Origin of the sequence: Natronobacterium gregoryi SP2 (genome assembly GCF_000230715.2) — an archaeon.
GTDB lineage: Archaea > Halobacteriota > Halobacteria > Halobacteriales > Natrialbaceae > Natronobacterium > Natronobacterium gregoryi.
The window spans coordinates 932,656-954,179 of the sequence record NC_019792.1 but is presented as its reverse complement, the minus strand read 5'-3'; the positions used below and the strand labels follow the sequence as shown (position 1 = coordinate 954,179).

The 21,524-nt window shown below is 65.1% G+C and carries 19 protein-coding genes and 1 tRNA gene; 15 read left to right on the top strand and 5 right to left on the bottom strand.

From position 1 onward, the window contains the following. The first annotated feature begins 238 nt into the window (after positions 1 to 238). From NATGR_RS04650 to NATGR_RS04640, 3 genes are all read left to right on the top strand, one after another. Positions 239 to 1,519 (top strand): amidohydrolase, encoded by a 1,281-nt coding sequence (locus tag NATGR_RS04650; protein WP_005581144.1) that lies wholly within the window; start codon positions 239 to 241, stop codon positions 1,517 to 1,519. Between the two features lie 165 nt (positions 1,520 to 1,684). Further along, positions 1,685 to 3,310: a M48 family metallopeptidase gene (locus NATGR_RS04645; protein WP_015233333.1), complete on the top strand. Its 1,626-nt coding sequence runs from the start codon at positions 1,685 to 1,687 to the stop codon at positions 3,308 to 3,310. Positions 3,311 to 3,454: 144 nt separating this feature from the next. Further along, on the top strand, positions 3,455 to 4,726 hold the full coding sequence (locus tag NATGR_RS04640) for a M48 family metallopeptidase (protein ID WP_074929754.1): 1,272 nt from the start codon (positions 3,455 to 3,457) through the stop codon (positions 4,724 to 4,726). Positions 4,727 to 4,986: 260 nt separating this feature from the next. On the opposite strand, the gene NATGR_RS04635 is transcribed toward NATGR_RS04640, so the two are convergent. Continuing rightward, on the bottom strand, positions 4,987 to 6,393 hold the full coding sequence (locus tag NATGR_RS04635) for a geranylgeranyl reductase family protein (RefSeq protein ID WP_005581148.1): 1,407 nt from the start codon (positions 6,391 to 6,393) through the stop codon (positions 4,987 to 4,989). Positions 6,394 to 6,505: 112 nt separating this feature from the next. On the opposite strand from NATGR_RS04635, the gene NATGR_RS04630 reads away from it, so the two are divergent. Then, positions 6,506 to 6,850: a 2Fe-2S iron-sulfur cluster-binding protein gene (locus NATGR_RS04630; RefSeq protein WP_005581149.1), complete on the top strand. Its 345-nt coding sequence runs from the start codon at positions 6,506 to 6,508 to the stop codon at positions 6,848 to 6,850. A 269-nt stretch (positions 6,851 to 7,119) separates the two neighbouring features. Then, a complete protein-coding gene (locus NATGR_RS19255) occupies positions 7,120 to 7,290 on the top strand; it encodes a hypothetical protein (RefSeq protein ID WP_155897273.1) in 171 nt (56 codons plus the stop codon). A 76-nt stretch (positions 7,291 to 7,366) separates the two neighbouring features. Here NATGR_RS19255 and ftsZ read toward each other — a convergent pair whose 3' ends face one another. Next, on the bottom strand, positions 7,367 to 8,536 hold the full coding sequence (gene ftsZ / locus NATGR_RS04625) for a cell division protein FtsZ (RefSeq protein WP_005581150.1): 1,170 nt from the start codon (positions 8,534 to 8,536) through the stop codon (positions 7,367 to 7,369). A 155-nt stretch (positions 8,537 to 8,691) separates the two neighbouring features. Further along, positions 8,692 to 10,044 carry a D-aminoacyl-tRNA deacylase gene (locus tag NATGR_RS04620; protein WP_005581151.1) on the bottom strand — a complete coding sequence of 451 codons (1,353 nt, stop codon included), beginning with the start codon at positions 10,042 to 10,044 and terminating at the stop codon, positions 8,692 to 8,694. A 131-nt stretch (positions 10,045 to 10,175) separates the two neighbouring features. Here NATGR_RS04620 and NATGR_RS04615 point away from each other — a divergent pair, with 131 nt between their 5' ends. Together NATGR_RS04615 and NATGR_RS04610 are read left to right on the top strand one after the other, a co-directional pair. Continuing rightward, positions 10,176 to 12,599, top strand: a complete 2,424-nt coding sequence (locus NATGR_RS04615) for a PAS domain S-box protein (RefSeq protein ID WP_005581152.1) — start codon at positions 10,176 to 10,178, stop codon at positions 12,597 to 12,599. 120 nt (positions 12,600 to 12,719) lie between these two features. Next, positions 12,720 to 13,466 (top strand): DUF7344 domain-containing protein, encoded by a 747-nt coding sequence (locus tag NATGR_RS04610; protein ID WP_005581154.1) that lies wholly within the window; start codon positions 12,720 to 12,722, stop codon positions 13,464 to 13,466. A gap of 479 nt (positions 13,467 to 13,945) precedes the next feature. On the opposite strand, the gene NATGR_RS04600 is transcribed toward NATGR_RS04610, so the two are convergent. Next, positions 13,946 to 14,890 carry a calcium/sodium antiporter gene (locus NATGR_RS04600; RefSeq protein WP_005581157.1) on the bottom strand — a complete coding sequence of 315 codons (945 nt, stop codon included), beginning with the start codon at positions 14,888 to 14,890 and terminating at the stop codon, positions 13,946 to 13,948. Between the two features lie 159 nt (positions 14,891 to 15,049). Between NATGR_RS04600 and NATGR_RS04595 the strand changes: the two genes are divergently transcribed. From NATGR_RS04595 to NATGR_RS04565, 7 genes are all read left to right on the top strand, one after another. After that, a complete protein-coding gene (locus tag NATGR_RS04595) occupies positions 15,050 to 15,847 on the top strand; it encodes an Lrp/AsnC family transcriptional regulator (protein ID WP_005581158.1) in 798 nt (265 codons plus the stop codon). A gap of 1 nt (position 15,848) precedes the next feature. Then, positions 15,849 to 16,052 (top strand): hypothetical protein, encoded by a 204-nt coding sequence (locus NATGR_RS04590; protein WP_005581159.1) that lies wholly within the window; start codon positions 15,849 to 15,851, stop codon positions 16,050 to 16,052. Between the two features lie 176 nt (positions 16,053 to 16,228). Further along, the gene (locus NATGR_RS04585) at positions 16,229 to 16,555 is read left to right on the top strand and encodes a TlpA family protein disulfide reductase (protein ID WP_005581160.1); all 327 of its coding nucleotides are present in this window, start codon (positions 16,229 to 16,231) and stop codon (positions 16,553 to 16,555) included. 68 nt (positions 16,556 to 16,623) lie between these two features. After that, on the top strand, positions 16,624 to 17,436 hold the full coding sequence (locus NATGR_RS04580) for a shikimate dehydrogenase (protein ID WP_005581161.1): 813 nt from the start codon (positions 16,624 to 16,626) through the stop codon (positions 17,434 to 17,436). Positions 17,437 to 17,506: 70 nt separating this feature from the next. Next, positions 17,507 to 18,127, top strand: coding sequence for a helix-hairpin-helix domain-containing protein (locus NATGR_RS04575; protein ID WP_015233330.1), 621 nt, complete (start codon positions 17,507 to 17,509; stop codon positions 18,125 to 18,127). A 132-nt stretch (positions 18,128 to 18,259) separates the two neighbouring features. After that, positions 18,260 to 19,837, top strand: coding sequence for an aminodeoxychorismate synthase, component I (pabB, locus tag NATGR_RS04570; RefSeq protein WP_005581163.1), 1,578 nt, complete (start codon positions 18,260 to 18,262; stop codon positions 19,835 to 19,837). Next, a complete protein-coding gene (locus NATGR_RS04565) occupies positions 19,830 to 20,471 on the top strand; it encodes an anthranilate synthase component II (RefSeq protein WP_005581164.1) in 642 nt (213 codons plus the stop codon). Before pabB ends, NATGR_RS04565 begins: the two co-directional genes overlap by 8 nt. A 238-nt stretch (positions 20,472 to 20,709) precedes the next feature. Here NATGR_RS04565 and NATGR_RS04560 read toward each other — a convergent pair. Next, positions 20,710 to 20,781 (bottom strand) — tRNA-Ala (locus NATGR_RS04560). A 271-nt stretch (positions 20,782 to 21,052) separates the two neighbouring features. Here NATGR_RS04560 and NATGR_RS04555 point away from each other — a divergent pair. Then, positions 21,053 to 21,523 (top strand): 30S ribosomal protein S15, encoded by a 471-nt coding sequence (locus tag NATGR_RS04555; RefSeq protein ID WP_005581165.1) that lies wholly within the window; start codon positions 21,053 to 21,055, stop codon positions 21,521 to 21,523. Position 21,524: the final 1 nt, after the last annotated feature.

Genomic DNA, 21,524 nt, shown 5'->3' with positions numbered 1-21,524 from the left:
ACACCGCCAGATTCGACCCATCAGTTCAGGCTTGGCCCGCCACTAGTTACTGCCGACCGCCAGAACGGTGTCTGCGGTCGGCGGTAGTTGACGACAGTAAACCGTTCTCATAGCTCGGCGTGACGGCACCGACGAACGACCTCCAGCGGTTACGGCCGTCCTCGAAGTGTCGGTGACTGCTCCGATCCGAGTTTCCGCCTCCGATAGCACTTTTTAGCATCGTTACCCAGTACGGGCCATGACCGCAGACGACCTCGTCGAACTGCGACGTGACCTGCACCGACGACCAGAGCCCGCCTGGCGAGAATTCTACACGACGGCCCGTCTCGTCGAGGAACTCGACTCCAGGTTCGGGGACGCCCTCGACGAACTCCACGTCGGACCGGACGCGATCGCGACCGACCATCGGCTCGCCGTCCCCGACGACGCCGAACTCACCCACGCCTTCGAGCGTGCCAGAGAGACTGGGGTCGACGAGGACGTCCTCGAGTCCCTCGAGGGCGGCTACACGGGTGCCGTCGCCGTCCTCGAGAAAGGCGACGGACCGACCGTCGGTCTGCGCGTCGACATCGACGGGCTCCCCCGCCAGGAGAGCGACGATCCGGACCACGAGCCGGTAGCCGAGGGCTTTCGCTCCGAACACGAGGGAGCGATGCACGCCTGCGGTCACGACGCCCACGCGACGATCGGCGTCGGCGTTCTCGAGGCGATCACAGAGAGTGACTTCGAGGGGACGCTGAAGGTGTTCTTCCAGCCCGCAGAGGAGGTTATCGGCGGCGGCAAGTCGATGGCGAAAAGCGAACACCTCGTTGACGTCGACTACCTGCTCGCGACTCACATCGGACTCGACCACCCGACCGGCGAGATCGTCGCCGGTGTCGACGGCTTCCTCGCGGTCTCGCACCTCGAGGCGGAGTTTACGGGCGAGCCAGCCCACGCTGGCGGCCGCCCCGAACAGGGACGTAACGCCGTCCAGGCGATGGCGACGGCGGTCCAGAACCTCTATGCGATTCCGCGAAACAGCGACGGCCCGACGCGGATCAACGCGGGGATCGTCGAGGGTGGTAGCGCCGCGAACGTCATCCCGGAGTCCGCCTCGATCATGGCCGAGGTGCGTGGCGAGACGACGGAACTGATGGAGTACATGGTCGACAACGCCGAGCGCGTGGTCGAGTCTGCTGCGGAGATGCACGACTGCGAGGTCGAGGTCGAACTCGGCGCACAGGCTCCGAGCGCCACCAGCGACCAGGAGATCGCCGATGTCGTCGAGGAAGTCGCCGGCGAGGTCGAGGGAGTCGAGAACGTCCTCGAGCGTGACGAACTCGGCGGGAGCGAGGACGCGACGTTCCTGATGCGCGAAGTTCAACAGAACGGTGGGCTGGCGTGTTATGTCGGCGTCGGCACGGACCATCCGGGCGGCCACCACACCGCGACCTTCGACGTCGACGAACCGAGTATCGGCCACGGTGTGGAGACGCTCGCCAGCGCGATCGAACGGATCGCCTGCGAGCGACCGTAACGACGCACCTGTCTCCGAGCCAACGTTTATGTCGGATCGTCTCCAACGTACAGGGAGCTATGCGTCCAGCCCCAATCGCTGCCGGTCGAACGACGGTTGCGGTCCCGGTCCGGCGGTGATCGACTCGTGGCCCCGAGTCGAACCCAGATCGGTCTCTGGCTCCGGATGACGGTTGCGGCAGTTCTCGGTCTGTTCCTGTCGATTTTGGTCGTTTCCGTGGCTCTCTTGCTCGTCGGACTGCCGATCTTCGGCGTGCTCTCGTACGGGACCGGGGCGCTCGAGACAGTCGTCCCGATACCAGTCGCAGCCAGTCTCGCCGTCGCGGTCGCCGTGTTCTCCGTCGTTGCCGTCGAAGTATCGCTTCGAGCGGTCCGAGAGGCACGGGATCGTAGAGCCCCCGCAGGCGCACTCGCACAGGGGGCCGTCGATCTTGGCTCGTACGTGCTGGTGTTTTCGTCGCTCGTCGTGGCAGTGGCCGCGCTCCCCTCCCTATCGTCGGTGCTGCCGACCCCCGTGTTCGCGTTCCTGGTGTTGCTTGGAGCCGGTTACCTTCTGACGATCGCGTACGTCTGGACGGCCTACCTGTGGGTCCGGTCGCGAAACGAGGAGGGGACCGACGAACGCACCGAGGGCGGGGCCTGGATCGTGCTCGGACTGGTCACCGTCGCGTACGCCAGCAGTGCGTGGTGGACCGGTTTTGCCGCCCTCGTTCCGGCAGCGCTCGTCTGGCTGGTCGTCGCCGCAGTGGTCGCTCCCGGCCACGTCGATCGGGTCCGCGACGTCATCGAGCGACGCGCCGCGAGGGCCGCCGAGGAAGAGCCGGTCGATCCCGAGAGGGTGTACGGCGTCGCCGACGAAACACGACGGCTCCTCGCTCGCCTCGAGCGCGTTCCCGGTCCGACGCTGCTCGTCCCGGCGCTCGCCGTCGCTTTCGTCCTCGCCGTCGGCTGGACGGCGACGGTCGTCTCGGTCGACGCGCTCGCAGTCGGTCTCGCCGTCGTTGGGAGCATCGCCCTCGTCGGGGGTCACGTCGGCGGTGCCGTCCGCAACGAGTTCACGGGCGACATCGCCGTCCTCCGGGACCTCGAGTCGCGATTCGACCTCGAGTCACTCGAACGTGGCCGTGCCGACGACGAATCACCAGATTCCGACACCCGCCGGCTGCTCGAGTCGACGGTCACCCGGCTCGCAGGACAGGCAAACGTGCCCGTTCCGGACGTGCAGGTCGTCGACCGAGAGACTCCCGCCGCGCTCACTGTCGGCTATCGCCCGTCCTCGTCGACGATCGTGGTCTCGCGTGGGCTCGTAGCATCTCTGGACGAGCGAGAACTCGAGGCCGTCCTCGCTCACGAACTCGCCCACGTGACGAACCGCGACGCGGCGGTGCTGACGGCGCTGTCGGTTCCCGGGTCCGTCGCCACGCTTTCACGAGGCCGCTACGGCTTCAACCCCGTGGCCGAACCGTTCGCGATGCTCGTCCGCGCCGTCAGTCGCTGGTCTGTCGCGTTCGTCGCTCGGGGGCGCGAGTACGCGGCCGACGAGGGTGCCGTCGCGATCACTGGTGACGCGGCCGCGCTGGCCAGCGCACTCGAGACGGTAGATCACGATCTCGAGCGTCGACCGCGGACGGATCTCCGTAACGGCGAACTGGCCGCGGCGTTTTCCATCGTCCCGCCGCCGTGGGAGGAACACCGGTTTTTCGACCGCACACGACGGTTCGTCGCACGACGGATCTTCGGCACGCATCCGCCGACCGAGACGCGCATCTCGAAGTTGCGGGCTCGCGTCTGATCGACTACCTCGAGTCGCCCCGACCGAACTGCGGCCCGCTCGAGGACTCGATGGTGCGGTCGGGACCCCAACACATTTGTCGGTTATCGCGAAAGTAGCTGTCGAGTGGTGGTCGAGCGTTCCGCTCGGCCGCCGGTGGTTCCCGTGCAACGACTTCGAACGACGTTCGGCCTCTGGAGTCGGCTAGCGCTCGCAACTGTCGTCGCCACGCTTGCGTTCGGCGTGTTGCTGGTCCTCGAGTTCGCGATGGCGACCGTGATGGCGGGGATGATGATGATTCTGCTCCCAGTGCTCGCCGTCTCACTGGCTGTCTTCGCCATCGTCGGGGCGTTGCTCGTCGGCAGCTGGCTCGTCCTGGCGGTCGCCTACCGACGGTTGCACCCGTCGCCGCTGATCGCGGGTCGAATCGCCCACGACGGCATGGCCGACGCCGTAGAGCCGGTCGCCTACCAGCTCACCCATCCCGACGACTTCCTGCGAGCGTTCGTCAGAGCGGGAGGGAGGCTTCTTGGAATCCTCTTTCTCGTGGTGCTTACACTGGGAGGTGGGGCTGCCGCGATCGAGGCGAGCCCACGCCTCACGGTCGAACGGGTGGCCGTCGCCGCCGGAATCGCGACCGTGATCGCGACCACGATCGCCGTCGTCGACGCCGAGATCCGCGACGGGGCGACCGTCGAGCGAACGCTCGCCGACCGCGCCCGGGTGTGCGAGGCCGAGCGTAGCGGCGAATCGGCGTCGGACGACGACAGCACCGTCGAGGACCTCCAGCAGCGCGTCGATCGACTCGCGGCACAGACGACCGTCCCGTCCCCGACCGTTCGTCTCGGAGAAGCACGCACCCCGATCGCCGCATCGGTCGGCTACCGACCCGCGACGTCGTCGATCGTGGTCTCTCGCGGACTCGTCGAGCGACTCTCCGACCGCGAACTCGAGGCCGTACTCGCCCACGAACTCGCCCACATCGTGAACCGCGATGCAGCCGTGCTGACGGCACTTTCGCTGCCCGCTGCCAAGGCCGAACCGTTCCTCGAGGACGCCCCGGAGCCGGCGTCCCTCTACGTCGGACAGATCGGAGTGTTCGTCTCGGTCGCCGCGGTCCCGATTGCCGTGGTCACTCGCCTGGCCGTCGCACTCGTCGCCAGATACCGCGAATACGTGGCTGACCAGGCCGCTATCGTTATCACCGGCGATCCCGCCGCGCTCGCGAGCGCCCTCGAGACGCTGGACCGCGACCTCGTGTCTCGTCCCTCGAGCGATCTCCGCGAACACCGATCGACGGCAGCCTTCTCGATCGTCCCGCCGCCGTGGGAAGAACACCGGTTTTTCGACCGGACGCGGCGGTTCGTCAGCCGAACGCTCCTCGGAACGCATCCGTCGACGGAGAAGCGCGTCGAACGGCTTCGTGCTCGTGTTTGATCTATCCGAGAATCTAGTACACCAGAAACGCGTGGCCAGGAGGGACCCGCAATTCGTGGCGACCGTCGCGACTCGGGGGAGGGCAGGCGGTCACCCGATACCGACCGCGAGCGAAAGCGCGGCGCTACGCGCCGCGATTAGGCGAACGGCGAAGCCGTGAGCCGAGTGACGCGAAGCGTCACGGAACGGAAGGAGGAGTGTCCTCGCGAGCGAGGCGAAATCATCTCGCTCGCAACAGACCGAAGAGTAAAATTACGTCGTTAGTACTTCGGATCGGCGCCGGTCGTCTCGTAGACCGCGTCCATCAACTCGTCGCGCCGCTGTTGCCAGGCCTCGAGTTCGTCGGGACTCGAGGGGTAGTTCTCGTAGTGCTCGAGCAGGTCGTCCGCGCGCCGTTTCGTCTGGTAGAGGTTCCAGATGGTCCCCCAGTGGCCGCGGCTCTTGAGCAGCGCCTCGAATTTGAGCTTCGTGCCGATGTCCGTGCTGCCCGAATAGAGTGCCTCGGCGAGTTTGTCGCCGGGCATCGCGGCGAGCAGTCCCATCAGGTCGTCGACGTCGACGGCAGTCGAGAGGATGTTGTAGACGTCGAGTGCGGCGTAGCGGGCGCCGAAGTGGTCCATCACCAGTTCGTTGTACTCCCAGAAGGTTTCCTCGCTGAAATCGCCGGTCTCGAGCCCCTCGATCGCTCGTTCGGCGGCGTACTTGCCGGCGTAGGCTGCGCCGGCGATGCCGCCACCGGTGGTGGGATTGACGTGACCCGCGGCGTCGCCGACGGCCATGTAGCCCGGGTGGACCGCCGAATCGTACGGCCGGCGGGTGGGCAGGGCAGCACCGAGTTTGTCGTCGACCTCGGCGTCGTCGAACTCGTCGCGGTTCTCGAGGTCGTGTTTGAGGTCCTCGACGAGTTGCATCGGTTCCTCGGTCATCTGGAACCCCAGGCCGGCGTTGATCTCGGTCTCGGTTCGCGGGAAGTACCAGAGATAGCCCGCTGCGCGTTCGGTCGGTTTGAACACGAGCGCGTCCGACCACTCGACGGGATCGTCCACGTGGACGATCTCGCGGTAGGCCGAACAGAAGTGACTGTAGTCGACGTTCGTGTCGAAAGTAGAGTCGGAGAAGTCGACCTCGTCTTGTAGGACAGAGAGTGCTCCTGCGGCGTCGATGACGACGTTGGCCTCGTAGCTGACCGGCTCACCGGCGCGCATCCCTTCGACGCCGGTAACCTGTCCCGTCTCGTCTTGGGTAACCGTCTGGACGACGGTGTCGTAGTGGAACTCGGCTCCCGCATCGTCTGCCCCCTCGATGAGACGCTTGCCGTACTCCCAGCGGTCGATAACGGCGAGCTCACCTGGCACCGGAATCTCGAGAACGGTGTCTTCCTGTGGAATCTCGAACCGGCCGTGGTCGACCTCGGTGTTGGTGATCGCGGGCTCGAGTTGGGACTTTGGAATCGCCTCGGGGAAGTCGCTTGCTCCTTTCAGGGCGTCGCCACAGGCGATGTGGCCTGCCTTCTCTTCGGACTTGCGCTCGAGCACGACGGCGTCGTACCCCTCGCCTGCGACGGTCGCTGCGGCGTAACATCCTGCCGTGCCGGCACCGACGACGACGACGTCCGGAGAGTGAGTCGTAGACGCCGTACCGGCGGCCGACTGTTCCTGCGTACTCATAGCAACAGTGTCTATACCGCGGTAAGAAAACGTTTTATGTAGATATTTCGTCGTTCCTGATAGGACGGATTTGTGATAAAGAGTTTTGGGAGGTTCCATCGTAGCCAGTCGTATGACCGACTACACCGTCGAGTTCGTTGGAACGGGTGAGACGATCACCTGCTCGGACAAGGAGACGATCCTCAGCCGTTGTCTCGAGGAAGGTATCGCCCAGGAGTACTCCTGTCGCGTCGGGATGTGTCTGGCGTGTTCGGCCGAGATCGTCGAGGGTGAGGTGACCCAGCCTGCTGCCCGTGCGTTCACCGACGAAGAGGCCGAAAACTATGCGTTGACCTGTATGGCTCGCCCGCAGTCGGACCTGAAACTCGAGCGCGGAAAGTACCCGCCGAGCATCGACGACGACGTCGCAGCCGAGGCCGGTGGCGACGTCGAGACCGGGTCGCCAGCCGACGACTGAGTTCTTCCTGACCGCTGTGTCGATGCCGGTCGTGTGTTAGCGTCGTACGACCGCGTTATGCGTTACTTCGGGTAGCTCTCTCTGGGTGAGACGACTCTCGAGACGGGGAGTGGTCTCACTGGCGGTTCGGTTGCCGGCTGGCTCGAGAGCGGCGGTTCAGGCTCCTACGACGGAAACAGCGGCGATGGCGACGCGCTCGCAGACGGGGTACCGCGACGGCCGCCGAGCGTGCGCTCGAGCGTCGCGGGCCACTGTCGTTCGAGCCAGTCGTGCTCCTCGAGTTCGGGTACGGGACGGTGTTCGTGTCGCGGATCGACGCGACGATCGGGCTGGGCGTCGCGACGGAGGTCGGACGTAGCCTCGCGGTCGTTCAGCGTGGCTGTTGCCGGTCGGCGTACTGCTGTTGCTCGGACGTCTCGGCCACGTCGCGGAAACGATAGAGATAGTATCGGACGGGGAGGGAGACGCTGCCCAGGCTGGACTCCGGGCGGATCGGTGAGACGATTCGAGACGGAGTTAGTCGACCATGTCGATGTTGCCGCCCTGTCCCGGCCCCATCTCTGGCTGGACCGACTCGCCGTCGGGCTGGCCGTAGATCTGTGGGGACTGGACGCCGGTGACGACGATCATCGTCCGCATGTTGCCTTCGAGGTTCTCGTCGATCGAGGTCCCCCAGATGATGCGAGCGTCGGGGTCGATCCGGTCGTAGATTTCTTCGACGACGCCCTCTGCTTCCTCGATGGACATGTCGTTGCCGCCGGTGACGTTGACCAGTGCAGAACTGGCACCGGAGATGTCGACGTCCAGCAGCGGCGAACGGAGTGCGGTTTTGACCGAGTCTTCGGCCTTTGCCTCCGAGTCGGACTCGCCCAGACCGATCATCGCGACGCCACCACGTTCCATGACGGTCCGGACGTCGGCGAAGTCGAGGTTGACGAGGCCGGGTTTCGTGATAAGTTCCGTGATCCCTTTGACCGACCGCATCAGGACCTCGTCGCTGACCTTGAACGCCTGTCTGACCGGCAACTTCCCGACCGAATCGAGCAGCCGGTCGTTGGGAACGACGATGACAGTGTCGGAAACGTCTCGCAGTCGCTCGAGGCCGGCTTCGGCGTTGGTGCGCCGGACCTCGCCTTCCGCGGTGAAGGGGGTCGTGACGATCGCGATCGTCAATGCGCCGGCCTCGCGGGCGGCCTTCGCGACGACCGGTGCGGAGCCAGTACCGGTCCCGCCGCCGAGTCCGGCGGTGACGAAGACCATGTCCGAGCCGTCGATGGCCTCGTAGATGTCGCCCTGGCTCTCGAGGGCGGCTTCTTCGCCGACCTGCGGGAGAGACCCGGCACCGCGGCCGCCGGTCTTCTCTTCACCCATCAGGATTTTGGTGTCGGCTTCGATTTCGACCAAGTGCTGGACGTCGGTGTTCGCGGCGACGAGTTTCGCCCCGTGGATACCCTCCTGGTACATCCGGTCGATGGTGTTCCCGCCGGCACCGCCACAGCCGACGACTGTGATTTCAGTCTGGAGGTCCTCGAGAACGTCTTCAAGTTCGTCGTCGGTCATCGTTCCGCTGTCGCGGCTCTCGTCGTCGGTCGACGAGCCCTGGGGCGACTCGTCTGCGGGGTGTGCGGGTATCTGTCCCTCCCCGTCTTCGGCCTCGTCGATGGCGTCGTCGATGAGTGAGTCCATTCTTGCGCCCTTCTAAACGATGGAGCATAATTACCTTTCCCCTACACGTCAGCCACGCGTCAGACTGCGTAACCTCGTATTACCTGACGATGTCTCTGTTTTGAAAAGAACGACACGAGGGGTCGCTAGTCTGTAATTACTACCAGATCGCGTATCTATTCGATCGGGAACCGATCGGTCTGTCTCCTTCGAACCGTCTCCGGTGAGATAGAGTCGCCGTCGACCGTGACTCCCTCGCCGTTTGCGAGCGCGCCGAACTTCGGTCCTTCTGGGACGCCAGCTTCCTTGGCCAGCGCCGGATCGAATCCCGTCCGTTCGGCGACGACGGCGTCCTCACCGACCTCGACCGCGTCGTACTTCTCCTCGAGGAGCGTGGCCAGTTCGTCGACGATCGCCGCTTTCGGTGCTGGTCGAGTGTCTCCGTCGAGGTCGCTTTCGGGAACCGCGATCCGAGCCCCGACCCGACTCCCGCTGTTCTCGGTGGCGAACGCGACCGCGTGAGAGGCGACGATGTCCCTGACACGACCCGAATCGATCCCCGTTGCGGTGTCGACGAGTTCGGCCGGTAACGCGAGTACTACGACGGACGTCGCTTCGCACTCGCCGAACCGGACGCCGTCGTCGACCGCGCCCAGTTCCGACTCGACCGCGTCGACTGCCGCGAGCGGTCGCTCACCGACTTCGCGGAGCCAGGTCTCGCTGACGAGGCGGTAGCCCAGCTCAGACAGGGTCTCCTCGAGCACGGGCCACTCGCCGTCGACCAGCGCGATGTCGGCGCTGCTCTCCTCGAACGCGGCGTCGAGGACCTCGTGGTGGGCGTCCGGGTGGCCCATCGCCTCGAGTGCCCACTTGGAAGCCACGTGGCCGACTGCCCAGGATGTCTCGCGGACGACGCGCTCGAACCGGGGGACGTAGTGGTTGCCGCCGACGCCGACGACCTGCTTCTTGCGGGTTGGCTCGACGCCCCGCAACTCGAGGATTGCTCGGGCGACGGCTTCGGCACCCGCGGGGTCGTCCCACTGTTCCTCGTCGCTGCCCAGTTCAGCGAACAGCGAGGGACAGCCCACGTCGGTCGGGCCGTGGTGGGTACACTCCATGCCCACGTCGTATCCCTCGGGCGCGTACTCGTCGAACGCCCCCAGTAGCTCGGCGAGGGCGTTCGGCGCGGCTGCGGCGACGGCGTGGTCCTCGCCGCCGAACTCAGCCGGGCCGAAGTTACCAGTGAAGTGGCCCGTCAGGAGCGGTCCCGTCTCCCCCGAGTGCCGGGAGGCGAAAACGAGCAAGTCGGGATCGCAGTCGAAGGCGTCGACCGGCCGCTCGAGTTCGAGGTGGAAGTCCTCGAACGAGCGGAGTTCGACGTCGTCGAGACGGTAGTAGGTACCGCCCCCGTCGGCGTCGGGTCGCTCGTCGTCCGTTCGCTCGGTCCAGTCGGCCAGTTCTCGGAGGTGATCGCAGACGTGGACCGATGCGTTGTCGGCCCGGCTCTCGACGATCGCCAACTCGCTCATACTCGTCGTCGAGTGTCGGCGACCGTTAAACCGCCTGTTTCCTGCTGGCGCCAACGCTGGGTGTCCGCTGCGAGAGTCACCCCTGGCTTTTCGTGGCTGTGCGTTGAGAACTCTCACCACAGCAAGCAGGAATGACCGACACGGAGCGAGATGGGCCACCCGGCGACGAGAGCGCCGTCGCGGAAGAAAGCGGCGAGCTAGCCGACGTACAGCTCGACGTTCGGGACGTGACCGCAGTCGTCGACGACTACGCCGCCGCGATACTGGACGCCAGTGGCTGCATCGTGAGCTGGACCGACGCTGCGAGGCGGATTATGGGGTACGACGGAGACGAGATCGTCGGGAGTCACTACCGCGTCCTCTTTCCGGCACCGGAACGGGAAGAGAAACGGCCGGAACGACGACTCGAGCGGGCACGGGCCGACGGACGGGCCGCGGGGCGTGACTGGCGCGTTCGGCGCGACGGGGAGCGACGCTGGGTCGAGGAGCTCCTCCTTCCCGTTTGCGTCGACAGTGGCGGCGTAGGCGTCGACGCAGTCGCAGACGACAGCCCTGACGGCTACGGCTGGGTCGTCCACGATCGAACTGCCGACCACGAACGCGAAGACGAACTGCGCACCGAGCAGGCGTTCACCGAGAGCGTCCTCGACGCCCAGCCCGACATTCTCTATGCCTACGACGTCGACGGCGAGTTGCGCGACTGGAACGACCGACTCGAGGACGTGACTGGCTACGACGTGGACGATCTCGCGACGCTCGGCCCGCTCGAGTTGATCGCACCGACAGACCGGGACCGAATCGCCGCAGCGATCGATCGCGTTCTCGAGGACGGCGACCGCGTCACCGCCGACGGCCACCTCCTGACCAACGATGGCGAGCGACTCCCCTACGAGTTCAACAGCGCCCCCATCACCGACGACGAGGGGGACGTACTCGGGTTCACCGGCATCGGCCGCGACGTCAGCGAACGGAAGGAACGCGAGCGCCAACTCCGGGAGGAGCAGGCGTTTCTGGAGAGCGTCTTCGAAGCCCAACCTGACATCGTCTACGCCTTCGACACGACGCGAGGATACCGCAAGTGGAACGACCGCGTGCCGACGGTAACAGGGTACACCGAGACGGAACTGTCCGAGATGGACCCACTCGAGTTCGTCGCGCCAGAATATCGAGAGCGAATCGACGCGGCGATCGACCGCGTCTTAGGGAGCGGCGACCGCGTCGCCGTCGAGGCAGAGCTGGTGACCAAAGACGGCGATCGGATTCCCTACGAGTTCAACAGCACTCGGATCACCAACGGGGACGGGACAGTTCATGGCTTTATCGGCATCGGTCGTGACATCAGCGATCGAAAGGAACGGGAGCGGGAGTTCGAACGTCTCGACCGACTCAACGACGCTATCCGGGCGATCGACGAGTCGACCGTCTCTGCCGAGAGCCGCGAGGAGATCGAATCCGTCGCTGTCGAGCGACTCGCGGAGACGGCGCTCTACCGGTTCGCTGCGATCGGGCGCACGGAGTCGACCGGCGACCGGCCGGTTCTCGAGGCGTGGGCTGGGGAGGGAATCGACGAGTGCGGTCTCGAGGCCGTGCTGGACTCGTTCGTGGCTCCGGACGGACCGTCAGTCGAGAAACGAAGCGTTCGGGCGTACACGAATCTCCGTGAGCGCGACGTCGACGCGTGGCGAGCCGACGCCCGCGAGTACGGGTACGGTGCCGTCGCGGTCGTCCCACTCGTCGCCAGCGACCGCGAACTGGGAGTCATCGTCGTCGGGGCTGGCGAGTCGTCGCCGTTTACTGATCGCGAACTCGAGGTTCTCGAGGAGTTCGGCGGCACGGTCGGCCACGCGAGCCACGCGATGACGCTGCGCCGACTCCTCTATACGGACACGGTCGTCGAACTCGAGTTCGAGTCGACCGACCGGGGTGACATCCTCGTCGATCTCTCTCACCTGGCGGAGTGTCGTCTCGCCGTCGATCACGTCCTCCCGATGACCGACGACGCGTTCGTTTACTACGTCACTGCTTCGGAGGCCGATCCGGACCGACTCCGCGAAGCAACAAGGGGACACGACGCGATCACGGACGCTCGATCGGTAGATGTCGACGGCGAAGAAAGTCGCTGGGAGTTCGTCGTCGGCGAAACGACCATCGCCGGTCTACTCGCCGAGCACGGCGGCCGAATCCGGTCGAAAGTCGTCGACGATGGCGTTTCGACTGACATCGTGCAGGTCAGCCCCGACGCGGACGTTCGCGGACTCGTCGACGCCGTCACCTCGGTCTACCCAGAGACGACGCTGGTCTCGAAACACACCGTCGATCGGCCGGTCCGGACTCGCGGAGACTTCCGGCAGATCGTCGAAACACAGTTTACCGACAGACAACAGGCTGCCCTCGAGGCGGCCTACTACGGCGGCTACTTCGAGTGGCCCAGACGTCGCAGCGATGCCGGCGACCTCGCTGCCCAGCTCGGAATCGCTCGCCAGACGTTCCACCAGCATCTCCGGGTCGCCCAGAGGAAGCTGCTGGCTGCCTTCTTCGATGGCGATCCACGATAGCGTCTTTCCGCCCTTCGGCGCTCGAAGGGTGGCGTTTCGATGAGTACAGACGAGTACTACTGTGTCGTACCAGATATCGCTGGTACGTCGCTTACACCCGTTCGTCAGCTACGCCGAACTATGAGCCAAATACTCGCTGGCGACAGCCTGACGACGGCCATGTTCGAGGCGCTCGCCGCGTCCCGTCGACGGCACTTGCTCCGTGCCCTCATCGAATGTACTGGCGACCAACCCGACGCTTACGCTCCGCTCTCGAGGCTTGCAACCGAGATCACCAGTCGAGAACAGCATCGGCCGATCGTCGCCGACGACCACTGTTCGCGGACCGAAATCGCGCTCGTCCATCGTCACGTCCCGGTGCTCGTCGATGCCGGCATCGTCGTCCGAGAGTCGACCGACGACGGGACGGCTCTCGCACTGGCCGACCACCCCGTTTTCGAGACGGACTGGGTTCACACGCTCCTCGAGAGCCCCGGCATGGACACGGACCGTCTCGACCGGACGCTCGACGCGCTCGCGCCGGCCCGTCGCCGGACGATCTGTGGGACGCTCGCGACGAGATGCGACGTCGTCCGCGTAGACGACCTCGTGACGGCACTCGTCACCAGCGAGGACGATCCGGCGGACGAACGGTCGTCGCTCACGATCGCACTCGTTCACGACCACCTGCCCGTGCTGGCGGACGTCGGCCTCCTCGAGTACGATCGCACGGAACGGACGGTTGCGCTCGCGACCGACGCCGACCTGTGGCGGGTCGAGTGGGCGAGCGAGAGCCCGCTCGAGTCCGTAACCGATCAGCTAGATCGCTCCGGAGACGGGCGAGCGAACGCCGACGGCGGGGTCGTCGGTCACGATGCCGGCTGGTGATACTGTCGGGTAGAAGTCAATACGAAGTCGGCGGCGGATTCGCGGCCGTCTCCCTCGGTGACGGCCCCAGCAGAGCGACCGATCGTCACGTCGTTTTGGCCGGCAGTATGAATCGTTTTGGCCGGCTTCGCCTGTCGACGAGCCGGGAGTCGAAATCGCGCCACGACCGGCCACGGGGTCACCGAGGTCCGACGAGCCGCCTGGCTGGGGAGTAGTGTTTCGAGCGCTAGTGGCGGGCCACGCCTGCACTCCGGGGTCGGCTTCGGTCGTGTGGGCCGGTTCGACTCGTCAGTCGAGGTGGAACGGGAGTCGCCTCTGTCGACTGATTCGGCGTGCTGTCCCGACGTCACGGTGCAGCCGCTTCGGGACGCGGCCGTACCGGAAACGTAGGGAAAACCGGGCGACTGCGGCGTCGCCAGCGTAGCGAGAACGACGTGTCCGGTGGGCACACGAGCGACTTTCGTGTTCCGCGCCGTGCATCACGGAAAGAGTAGGTAGACGAACGCCCCGTAGCCCGCGACGAGAACCGCCCCATCGACTCGAGAGAGCCCACGCCCGTAGCCCATCATCGCGGTGAGGACGAGCGTGAAGACGACCAGTGCGGGGAGTTCGAACCGGAGCGTGCTCGTGGCGACCTCGATCGGCGTGATGACGGCGACGATTCCGAGGACGGCGAGGACGTTGTAGATATTCGAGCCGACCACGTTGCCGATCGCAAACGCGGTTTCGCCTCGGAGAGCGCCGACGACCGAGGCCGCCAGTTCCGGCAACGAGGTTCCGAGTGCAAGCACGGTCAGCCCGATAAACAGATCAGAGAAACCGAGCGCCGACAGCAGACCGGTCCCGCCCGAGACCAGCCATCGAGAGCCGACCACGAGAGCGATCAGGCCACCGCCGACGAGTGCGACGTCTCTCGCTGTGGCCCCCGTGCCAGCATCGGGAGCGTCCGTGACGGGTGGCTGGTCTACGCCGGCGTAGTACAGCAAGCACGCGGTGAATCCGGCGAGGGCGAGCAAGAAGAGAACGCCCTCGAGTCGGCCGATTCGGCCGTTGGCGGCGAACGCGAGCAACAGCAGCGCCGCGACTACCATGGTGGGGACGTGGCGGCGCAGCACGCGCTCGCTGACCGCGAGGGGCTTGATGAGTGCGGTCACCCCTAGAACGAGACCTACGTTCGCGATGTTCGAACCGATGATCGCTCCCAGTCCGACGTCCGTCGAGACGTCGAGTGCACCGATCGTCGCGACGAACAGTTCGGGTGCGGTCGTCGCGAACGCGATCACCGTGACGCCGACGGTTGCGGCCCGGAGTCCCAGTCCGAGTGCGAGCCGTCCTGCTCCGGCGACGAGCAGTTCGGCACCGACGTACAGTGCAATGACTCCGGCTCCCAGGAGGACGACGAAGACTCCGGTCTCCGAGAGCATGAGGGTTGGTAGTCGAGATCGTGGTAAAAACGATCCGGAACGAGATGTCGGCACCGACGCGCTCCGCCTGCCGGATTTTCGATCCAAAAATATTACGCACAGGTATTGCGAGGCGAAAAATACCGTGGGTATTTATTCCGGCATCACGGAACGTAGGGTATGGGAGACGGTAGTGGGAACGGCTATCGACTCGACGAGATCGACCGGCGGATCATCTACGCGTTGATGGCTGACGCCCGAAATACGTCGGCCCCGGCGATTGCGGAGGAAGTGAGCGTTTCCGGAGCGACGATCCGGAACCGGATCGCACAACTCGAAGAACACGGCGTCATCGAGGGGTATCACGCCACCGTGGACTTCGAACATGCCGACGGTTCGTTGATGAATCTCTTTCTCTGTCACGTTCCGTTCGGCGAGGTCGAGGCCGCGGCTCGGAAGATCGGGACGATCCCGGGCGTCATCAACGTCCGGGAACTGATGGGCGGGCGGATCAATCTCCACGTGCTCACGGTGGGAACAGATACGTCCGACCTCCGCCGAGTCGGCCGCGAACTCGAGCGACTGGACGTCGAGATCGAAGACGAGTACCTGCTCCAGACCGAACACGACTTTCCGTACGCGCCGTACGGACCCGCAGACGGCCGGCGTCGGGAACCGTTGGCCGACTACATCAGCCTCACTGGCGGTGCCGAAGTCGTCGAGGTGACGGTCCACGAGGACGCGCCGATCGCCGGTCGGACGCTAGAGAACGCGGCACAGGACGGTGTTCTCGAGGGACAGACGCTCGTCGTCGCGATCGAGCGTGACGATACAGTCATCACGCCACAGGGCAACACGGAGATCCGCCCGAACGACGTCGTAACCGTCTTTTCGCCGAGCGAGAGCGACGAACCGACGCTCAGAGGGTTCCGCGGGCCGGACGACGAGAGCCCGGTCAGTTCGCCTGGACTCGAGTAAGATGCCGATCGAAAACCTGCTCCCCGAGTTCCTGCAGCCGTCGGAGACGGTCGACGAGAATGGCGTGCTCCGAGAGTGTCGACACTGTGGCTCGAAGTTCGACGAACCGGTCGATCGGTGTCGGGTCTGTGACTCGAGCGAAATTGCGACCTACGAGTTCGTCGGCGACGAGGACGGGGAGGAGGAAGAGGGAGAGGGAGACTGACTTCTCCCACGACTGACATCGTGGGGTTGTGCTGGTCACAGACCAGTGCCCGTCACAGACGAGCATCCCCACGTGGACGTTCGCCGGTCGGCTGTCGGCGTCTTGAGCCAAGTCAGTGTGGCTTCCGGGCGGGACAGCGGGTTTGGTAACGAGGCACCCGACCACGAAACGCAGTCGTGACGCGTGAGCTTTGCAACCCACAGAACGACGAGCTTGCGGTAGTCGAAAACGCCGTCGGCGACGTTTCGATACACGCGATCTCGCCCGAATCCGATGTCGACCTCGTCGCCGACTACTGGGCCGACAGTCCAGCGGAATTCTCCGCACTCGTCGACCCAGACGCGACGGTCATGGAGTACGACTCGGTTCGAAGCTACCCGTCGCTGGTGCTAGTCGACTCGAGCGACACGGTTCGCTGGCAACCCGGCGACGAGCGGGAGATCCTGGCGATCGGTCCGGTGCCCGACGACGTGATCCTCGAGTGGCTCGACCAGCACCGGTAGCGCATCGCTGTTCGATCCGTCGAACCCGACCGATTATGTCTCACCGGCGTCGAGTATCGGCTATGGCGATGGACGTGTTCGGCCTACTCGGCAACCCTGTGGAACACTCGCTGTCACCGCCGATGCACGAGGCGGCGTACGACGAACTCGGACTCGAGGCTCGCTACGTCACGTTCGAGCCAGCCGTCGACGATCTAGGGGCCGCGATCGAGGGGGCGAGAACGCTCGGCATTACCGGGCTGAACGTGACGATCCCGTTCAAGCAGGACGTACTCGAGACCGACGCCGTCGCAGTCGACGAGATGGCGACGCGAATTGGCGCGGTCAACACCATCGACTTCTCGGGATCGGAGCCGACGGGACACAACACCGACGCGTCGGGCGCACTCCGGGCACTCCGGATGCACGACGTGACTGTCGAGGGGGCGACCGCGGTGGTCGTCGGTGCCGGCGGTGCCGGCCGTGCGATCTCGTTCGGACTGGCCGACGCCGGTGCGACCGTCGAAATCGCGAACAGGACCGAGTCTACGGCCCACGAACTCGCCGACGAGGTGCCAAACGCGACCGGGCACGGACTCGAGGATGGAACGCTCGAAGCACTGCTTTCGGGGGCGGATGTGCTCGTCAACGCCACGAGCGTCGGCCTGGAAGAGGACGCGACGCCGGTTCCGGCCGACGCGCTCTACGACGGATTGGCCGTGCTGGATGCGGTCTACCGACCGCTTGAAACGCGACTCCTCCGTGACGCGGCCGCCGCGGGCGCGACGACCGTCGACGGGGCCTGGATGTTGCTCTACCAGGGAGTCGAAGCGTTCGAACTGTGGACCGGTCGTGAGCCACCCGTCGAGGCGATGAACGACGCGCTGCGATCGAGACTGTAACGACCGATAGTTCGTCGTTTCGACTATCGATGGGAGGAATTTAAGTGCCAAAGCCCTCTACGTTCGAACGATGGCAATCCTCGAAAAACTGAAGTCACTGTTGGGACTCGACGACTCGAGCTCGGACGGTCAGCCCCCCGGAAAGGTCGGCGTTACCGTCGAGCGGGAAGGGCCGCCGACGGTCGGCGATGTCGACGAGGAAGACGTCACGGAGGAAGCCGCAGCAGCCGGTGTGCCCGCCTCGGGATCGACAGATTCGATCGTCGAGCCGGCACGGGAGCCAGAGAGCGCAGCCGAACCGGCCGAAGCAACTGGCCCGACTGAGACCGACGCTGCCCCGACGACAGAGACGACGCCGGACGAGAGTCGGGGTGTCGAATCCGAAGACGAACTGCCGGACGAGGGTTCGTCTCCAGAATCCGAGCCCGAAACCGACTCCGAGCCCGAAACCGACTCCGAGCCCGAAACCGACTCCGAGCCCGAAACCGACTCCGAGCCCGAAACCGACTCCGAGCCCGAAACCGTCGACGGCATCAAAGGCATCGGTCCAGCCTACGCCGACCGTCTCGCAGAGGCTGGCGTCGAAACTGTCGACGACCTCGCCGAAGCCGACGCAGCCGATCTCGCCGAGCAGACCGATGTCTCTGAGAAGCGCATCCAGGGCTGGATCGACAGGGCGGAAGTCAGATAATCATCTTGCCAAGCTTCCCGAACGGTGTCCCTTTCCAACCGCGGTCCGAGCGGCGGTTGTGCCATCGAGGTAGTGCCGCAGTTCGGCTGACGGACCGAAAAACGATTTATTCTCCATCTCGTTTTCGAGGGTATGACCGAGCCACGCGTCCTCACGACGCCCGACGCGTTCCGGACTGCCGCTGCCGAGGACGCGAACTCGTCGTCCGACCGGGTGACGCCCCGGCGCGTTCCCGTCGAGGTACGGATCTCCGTCGACGATCCGTTCGTCGCCTACCGTCGAGCGCGTGACGGCAACGACTCCGGTGGGGTCTTCCTCGAGACGACCGGCGGCCAGCCGGGCTGGGGTTACTTCGGCGTCGATCCGGTCGACCGGCTGACCGTCGGTCCCGAAGCAGTGACGCGAACCGACGATGCGCGGTCGTCCACACTTGCTGCACTCGAGGGGCTGCTCGCGGACGATCGACTCGTCCGCGGCGAGTGTACGGTTCCGTACCCCTGTGGTGCCGTCGGCTGGCTCTCCTACGATGTCGCCCGAGAACTCGAGGAACTGCCCGATTCCGCGGCCGACGACAGAGGGCTTCCGCGACTCGAAGTCGAGGTTTACGACCGGCTGGCGGCCTGGGAGGGGCCGGTCGAGGGCGACGAACTAACGCTTCGCGTCACGGCGTGTCCACGCGTCGACGACGACGTCGAGTCGGCCTACGAACGCGGCCGACGGCGAGCACTCGACCTCGCCCGAAACGCCCTCGAGGGAGATCCGGCGGTCGGCGAGCCGCCGGTGACGACCGCCGAGGCAACGTTCGAGAGTGACTGCGGGCGAGAGGCCTTTTCCGACCGTGTCGAGCGCGCCAAGGAGTACGTCCGGGACGGCGATACGTTTCAAGCGAACGTCTCCCAGCGGCTGACCGCGCCCGCGGCCGTCCACCCCGTCGCGGCCTACGACGCCCTGCGGCGTGTCAACCCCGCGCCCTACTCGTGTCTGCTCGAGTTCCGGGCGGCAGATCTGGTGAGTGCAAGTCCGGAGTTGCTACTGGAGCGAGACGGCGACTTCGTCCGCACCGAACCCATCGCCGGTACGCGACCGCGCGGCGAGACGCCCGAGGAAGACGCCGAACTCGAGGACGACCTCCTTTCTGACGAGAAAGAGCGTGCGGAACACGCGATGTTGGTCGATCTGGAGCGCAACGACCTTGGGAAGGTCTGTGCGTACGGCACCGTCGAGGTCGAGGAGTACCGGCGGATCGACCGCTACTCGGAAGTGATGCACCTCGTCTCGAACGTGACCGGCCAGCTACGAACGGGCGAGACGCTCGCAGACGCTGTCGCAGCGGCTTTCCCCGGCGGGACGATTACCGGCGCACCCAAGCCACGGACGATGGAGATCATCGACGAACTCGAGGCGACGCGGCGCGGTCCCTACACGGGAAGCGTCGGACTATTCGGCTTCGACGGCCGAGCGACGCTGAACATCACCATCCGAACGCTCGTTTGCCAGGCCGAGAAGTACCACCTTCGGGTCGGCGCGGGCATCGTCCACGACTCCGAACCCTCCCGCGAGTACGACGAGACGCTCGACAAGGCCCGCGCGCTCATCACTGCCGTCGACGACGCGCTGGGCGAACGAGCCGAGATGGCGCTCGAGACCGATGGTGGACCGAGCGGTGCCGTACTCGAGGACGAGGGCGACGGAGGTGAGGCCGATGAATGACGACACTCGGATTCTCGTGATCGACAACTACGACTCGTTTGCCTACAACCTCGTCCAGTACGTCGGCGAGGTGGCCGACGAGGTGATCGTCCGGCGCAACGACGCGATCGATTTCGGGGACCTCCGCGACCTCGATCCCACGGGGATCGTCGTCTCACCCGGCCCCGGAACGCCACAGGAGGCGGGCATCTCGATCCCGCTGTTCGCCGAGACCGAGTACCCCATCCTGGGGGTCTGTCTCGGGCACCAGGCGCTGTGTGCGGCGAACGGATCGCCCGTGGTTCACGCGCCCGAAGTCGTCCACGGGAAGCCATCGACCGTCAGCCACGACGGGACGGGGATTTTCGACGGCCTGCCCGAGACCTTCCAGGTCGGACGCTACCACTCGCTGGCCGTCGAGCGCAACGACCTTCCGGACACACTCGAGGAGACTGCCCGGACGACCGACGAACGCGGCGTCCTGATGGCGGTTCGCCACCGCGAGAAACCCCATCTCGCGGTCCAGTTCCACCCCGAGAGTATCCTCACGCGCGGTCACGACGGCGCCACGAACGAGGACGGTATCTCGCTTCGCGTCGGAAAACAGATGCTCGAGAACTTCTGTGGGTTCGCCACTCGAGTTGCCGACGAGTGAGAATCGGTTGCGAGTAGGATCGGCGGGATTTGAATCCAGTGTGAGACGGTCCTGCTCGCTTCGCTCGCTACGCGAGCGACGACTCATACGGTTTACTGTAAGTCATTTTCGGCACAACTGCGACCCGGGCGGCGGTTGCGCCGGTAAATCGTTACAGTAATCCGTATCAGAGGGGTTCAAATCTGGGCTTCGACGACGATTCGCACAGCTCACGGGTCTGTGAGCCGCGCAAGAATAGTGGACTCGCCGGGATTTGAACCCGGGGCCTCTCCCATGCCAAGGGAGTGATCTACCTCTGATCTACGAGCCCTCGTTCGCAACTATCGATTTGGTGCACTCGAGTATAAACCCCACGAATTTACCCGGCGCTGTGCGGGAGTCTCTGTCACGCCAGCACGGTCACCAGCCGGTTACGCAACGTTTTAGTTCGTCGTAGTGATAGGCTCAGTGGGAAGCGCACGGCCGCAAATCTGACTCGTCACCCTTGCGGTGACTTGGGATTGCGGAAGTGCATTGTCAGTCGGTCGTTTCGGTCGACTGGCGCGCTATCGTGCGGTCAGTGCGGTTCCTATCCTCGATCAATGGCACGAATGCACACCCGCCGTCGTGGCTCGTCCGGTTCGGACAAGCCGACGGCAGACGAACCGCCGGAGTGGAGCGACGTCGACTCGGCCGATATCGAAGACCGGGTCGTCGAACTGGCAGAGCAGGGCTACGATCCCAGTCAGATCGGGATCAAGCTGCGTGACGAAGGTGTCACGGGCACGCCGATCCCGGACGTCAAGCTGGCGACTGGGAAGAAAATTACCGAGATTCTCGAGGAGAACGACGCCAAGTCGGATATTCCCGAGGATCTCCGAAATCTGATGGAACGTGCTGTGCGTCTGCGCGAGCACGTCCAGCAGAACCAGCAGGACCACCAGAACAAGCGGGCCCTGCAGAACACGGAGTCGAAAGTCCGTCGACTCGTCGACTACTACCGTGGCGACGAGCTCGAGCCGGATTTCACCTACTCTTACGAACAGGCCAAAGACCTGCTCGACGAGCAGTAAG

Excerpts from the sequence above, each read along its gene's own strand:
- NATGR_RS04580 (WP_005581161.1), top strand. The coding sequence starts at position 16,624 with ATGGACGTGTTCGGCCTACTCGGCAACCCTGTGGAACACTCGCTGTCA.
- ftsZ (WP_005581150.1), bottom strand. The coding sequence starts at position 8,536 with ATGGACTCACTCATCGACGACGCCATCGACGAGGCCGAAGACGGGGAG.
- NATGR_RS04610 (WP_005581154.1), top strand. The coding sequence starts at position 12,720 with ATGAGCCAAATACTCGCTGGCGACAGCCTGACGACGGCCATGTTCGAG.
- NATGR_RS04620 (WP_005581151.1), bottom strand. The coding sequence starts at position 10,044 with ATGAGCGAGTTGGCGATCGTCGAGAGCCGGGCCGACAACGCATCGGTC.
- NATGR_RS04615 (WP_005581152.1), top strand. The coding sequence starts at position 10,176 with ATGACCGACACGGAGCGAGATGGGCCACCCGGCGACGAGAGCGCCGTC.
- pabB (WP_005581163.1), top strand. The coding sequence starts at position 18,260 with ATGACCGAGCCACGCGTCCTCACGACGCCCGACGCGTTCCGGACTGCC.
- NATGR_RS04575 (WP_015233330.1), top strand. The coding sequence starts at position 17,507 with ATGGCAATCCTCGAAAAACTGAAGTCACTGTTGGGACTCGACGACTCG.
- NATGR_RS04645 (WP_015233333.1), top strand. The coding sequence starts at position 1,685 with ATGACGGTTGCGGCAGTTCTCGGTCTGTTCCTGTCGATTTTGGTCGTT.
- NATGR_RS04590 (WP_005581159.1), top strand. The coding sequence starts at position 15,849 with ATGCCGATCGAAAACCTGCTCCCCGAGTTCCTGCAGCCGTCGGAGACG.
- NATGR_RS04650 (WP_005581144.1), top strand. The coding sequence starts at position 239 with ATGACCGCAGACGACCTCGTCGAACTGCGACGTGACCTGCACCGACGA.
- NATGR_RS04630 (WP_005581149.1), top strand. The coding sequence starts at position 6,506 with ATGACCGACTACACCGTCGAGTTCGTTGGAACGGGTGAGACGATCACC.
- NATGR_RS04600 (WP_005581157.1), bottom strand. The coding sequence starts at position 14,890 with ATGCTCTCGGAGACCGGAGTCTTCGTCGTCCTCCTGGGAGCCGGAGTC.
- NATGR_RS04635 (WP_005581148.1), bottom strand. The coding sequence starts at position 6,393 with ATGAGTACGCAGGAACAGTCGGCCGCCGGTACGGCGTCTACGACTCAC.
- NATGR_RS04565 (WP_005581164.1), top strand. The coding sequence starts at position 19,830 with ATGAATGACGACACTCGGATTCTCGTGATCGACAACTACGACTCGTTT.
- NATGR_RS04595 (WP_005581158.1), top strand. The coding sequence starts at position 15,050 with ATGGGAGACGGTAGTGGGAACGGCTATCGACTCGACGAGATCGACCGG.
- NATGR_RS04555 (WP_005581165.1), top strand. The coding sequence starts at position 21,053 with ATGGCACGAATGCACACCCGCCGTCGTGGCTCGTCCGGTTCGGACAAG.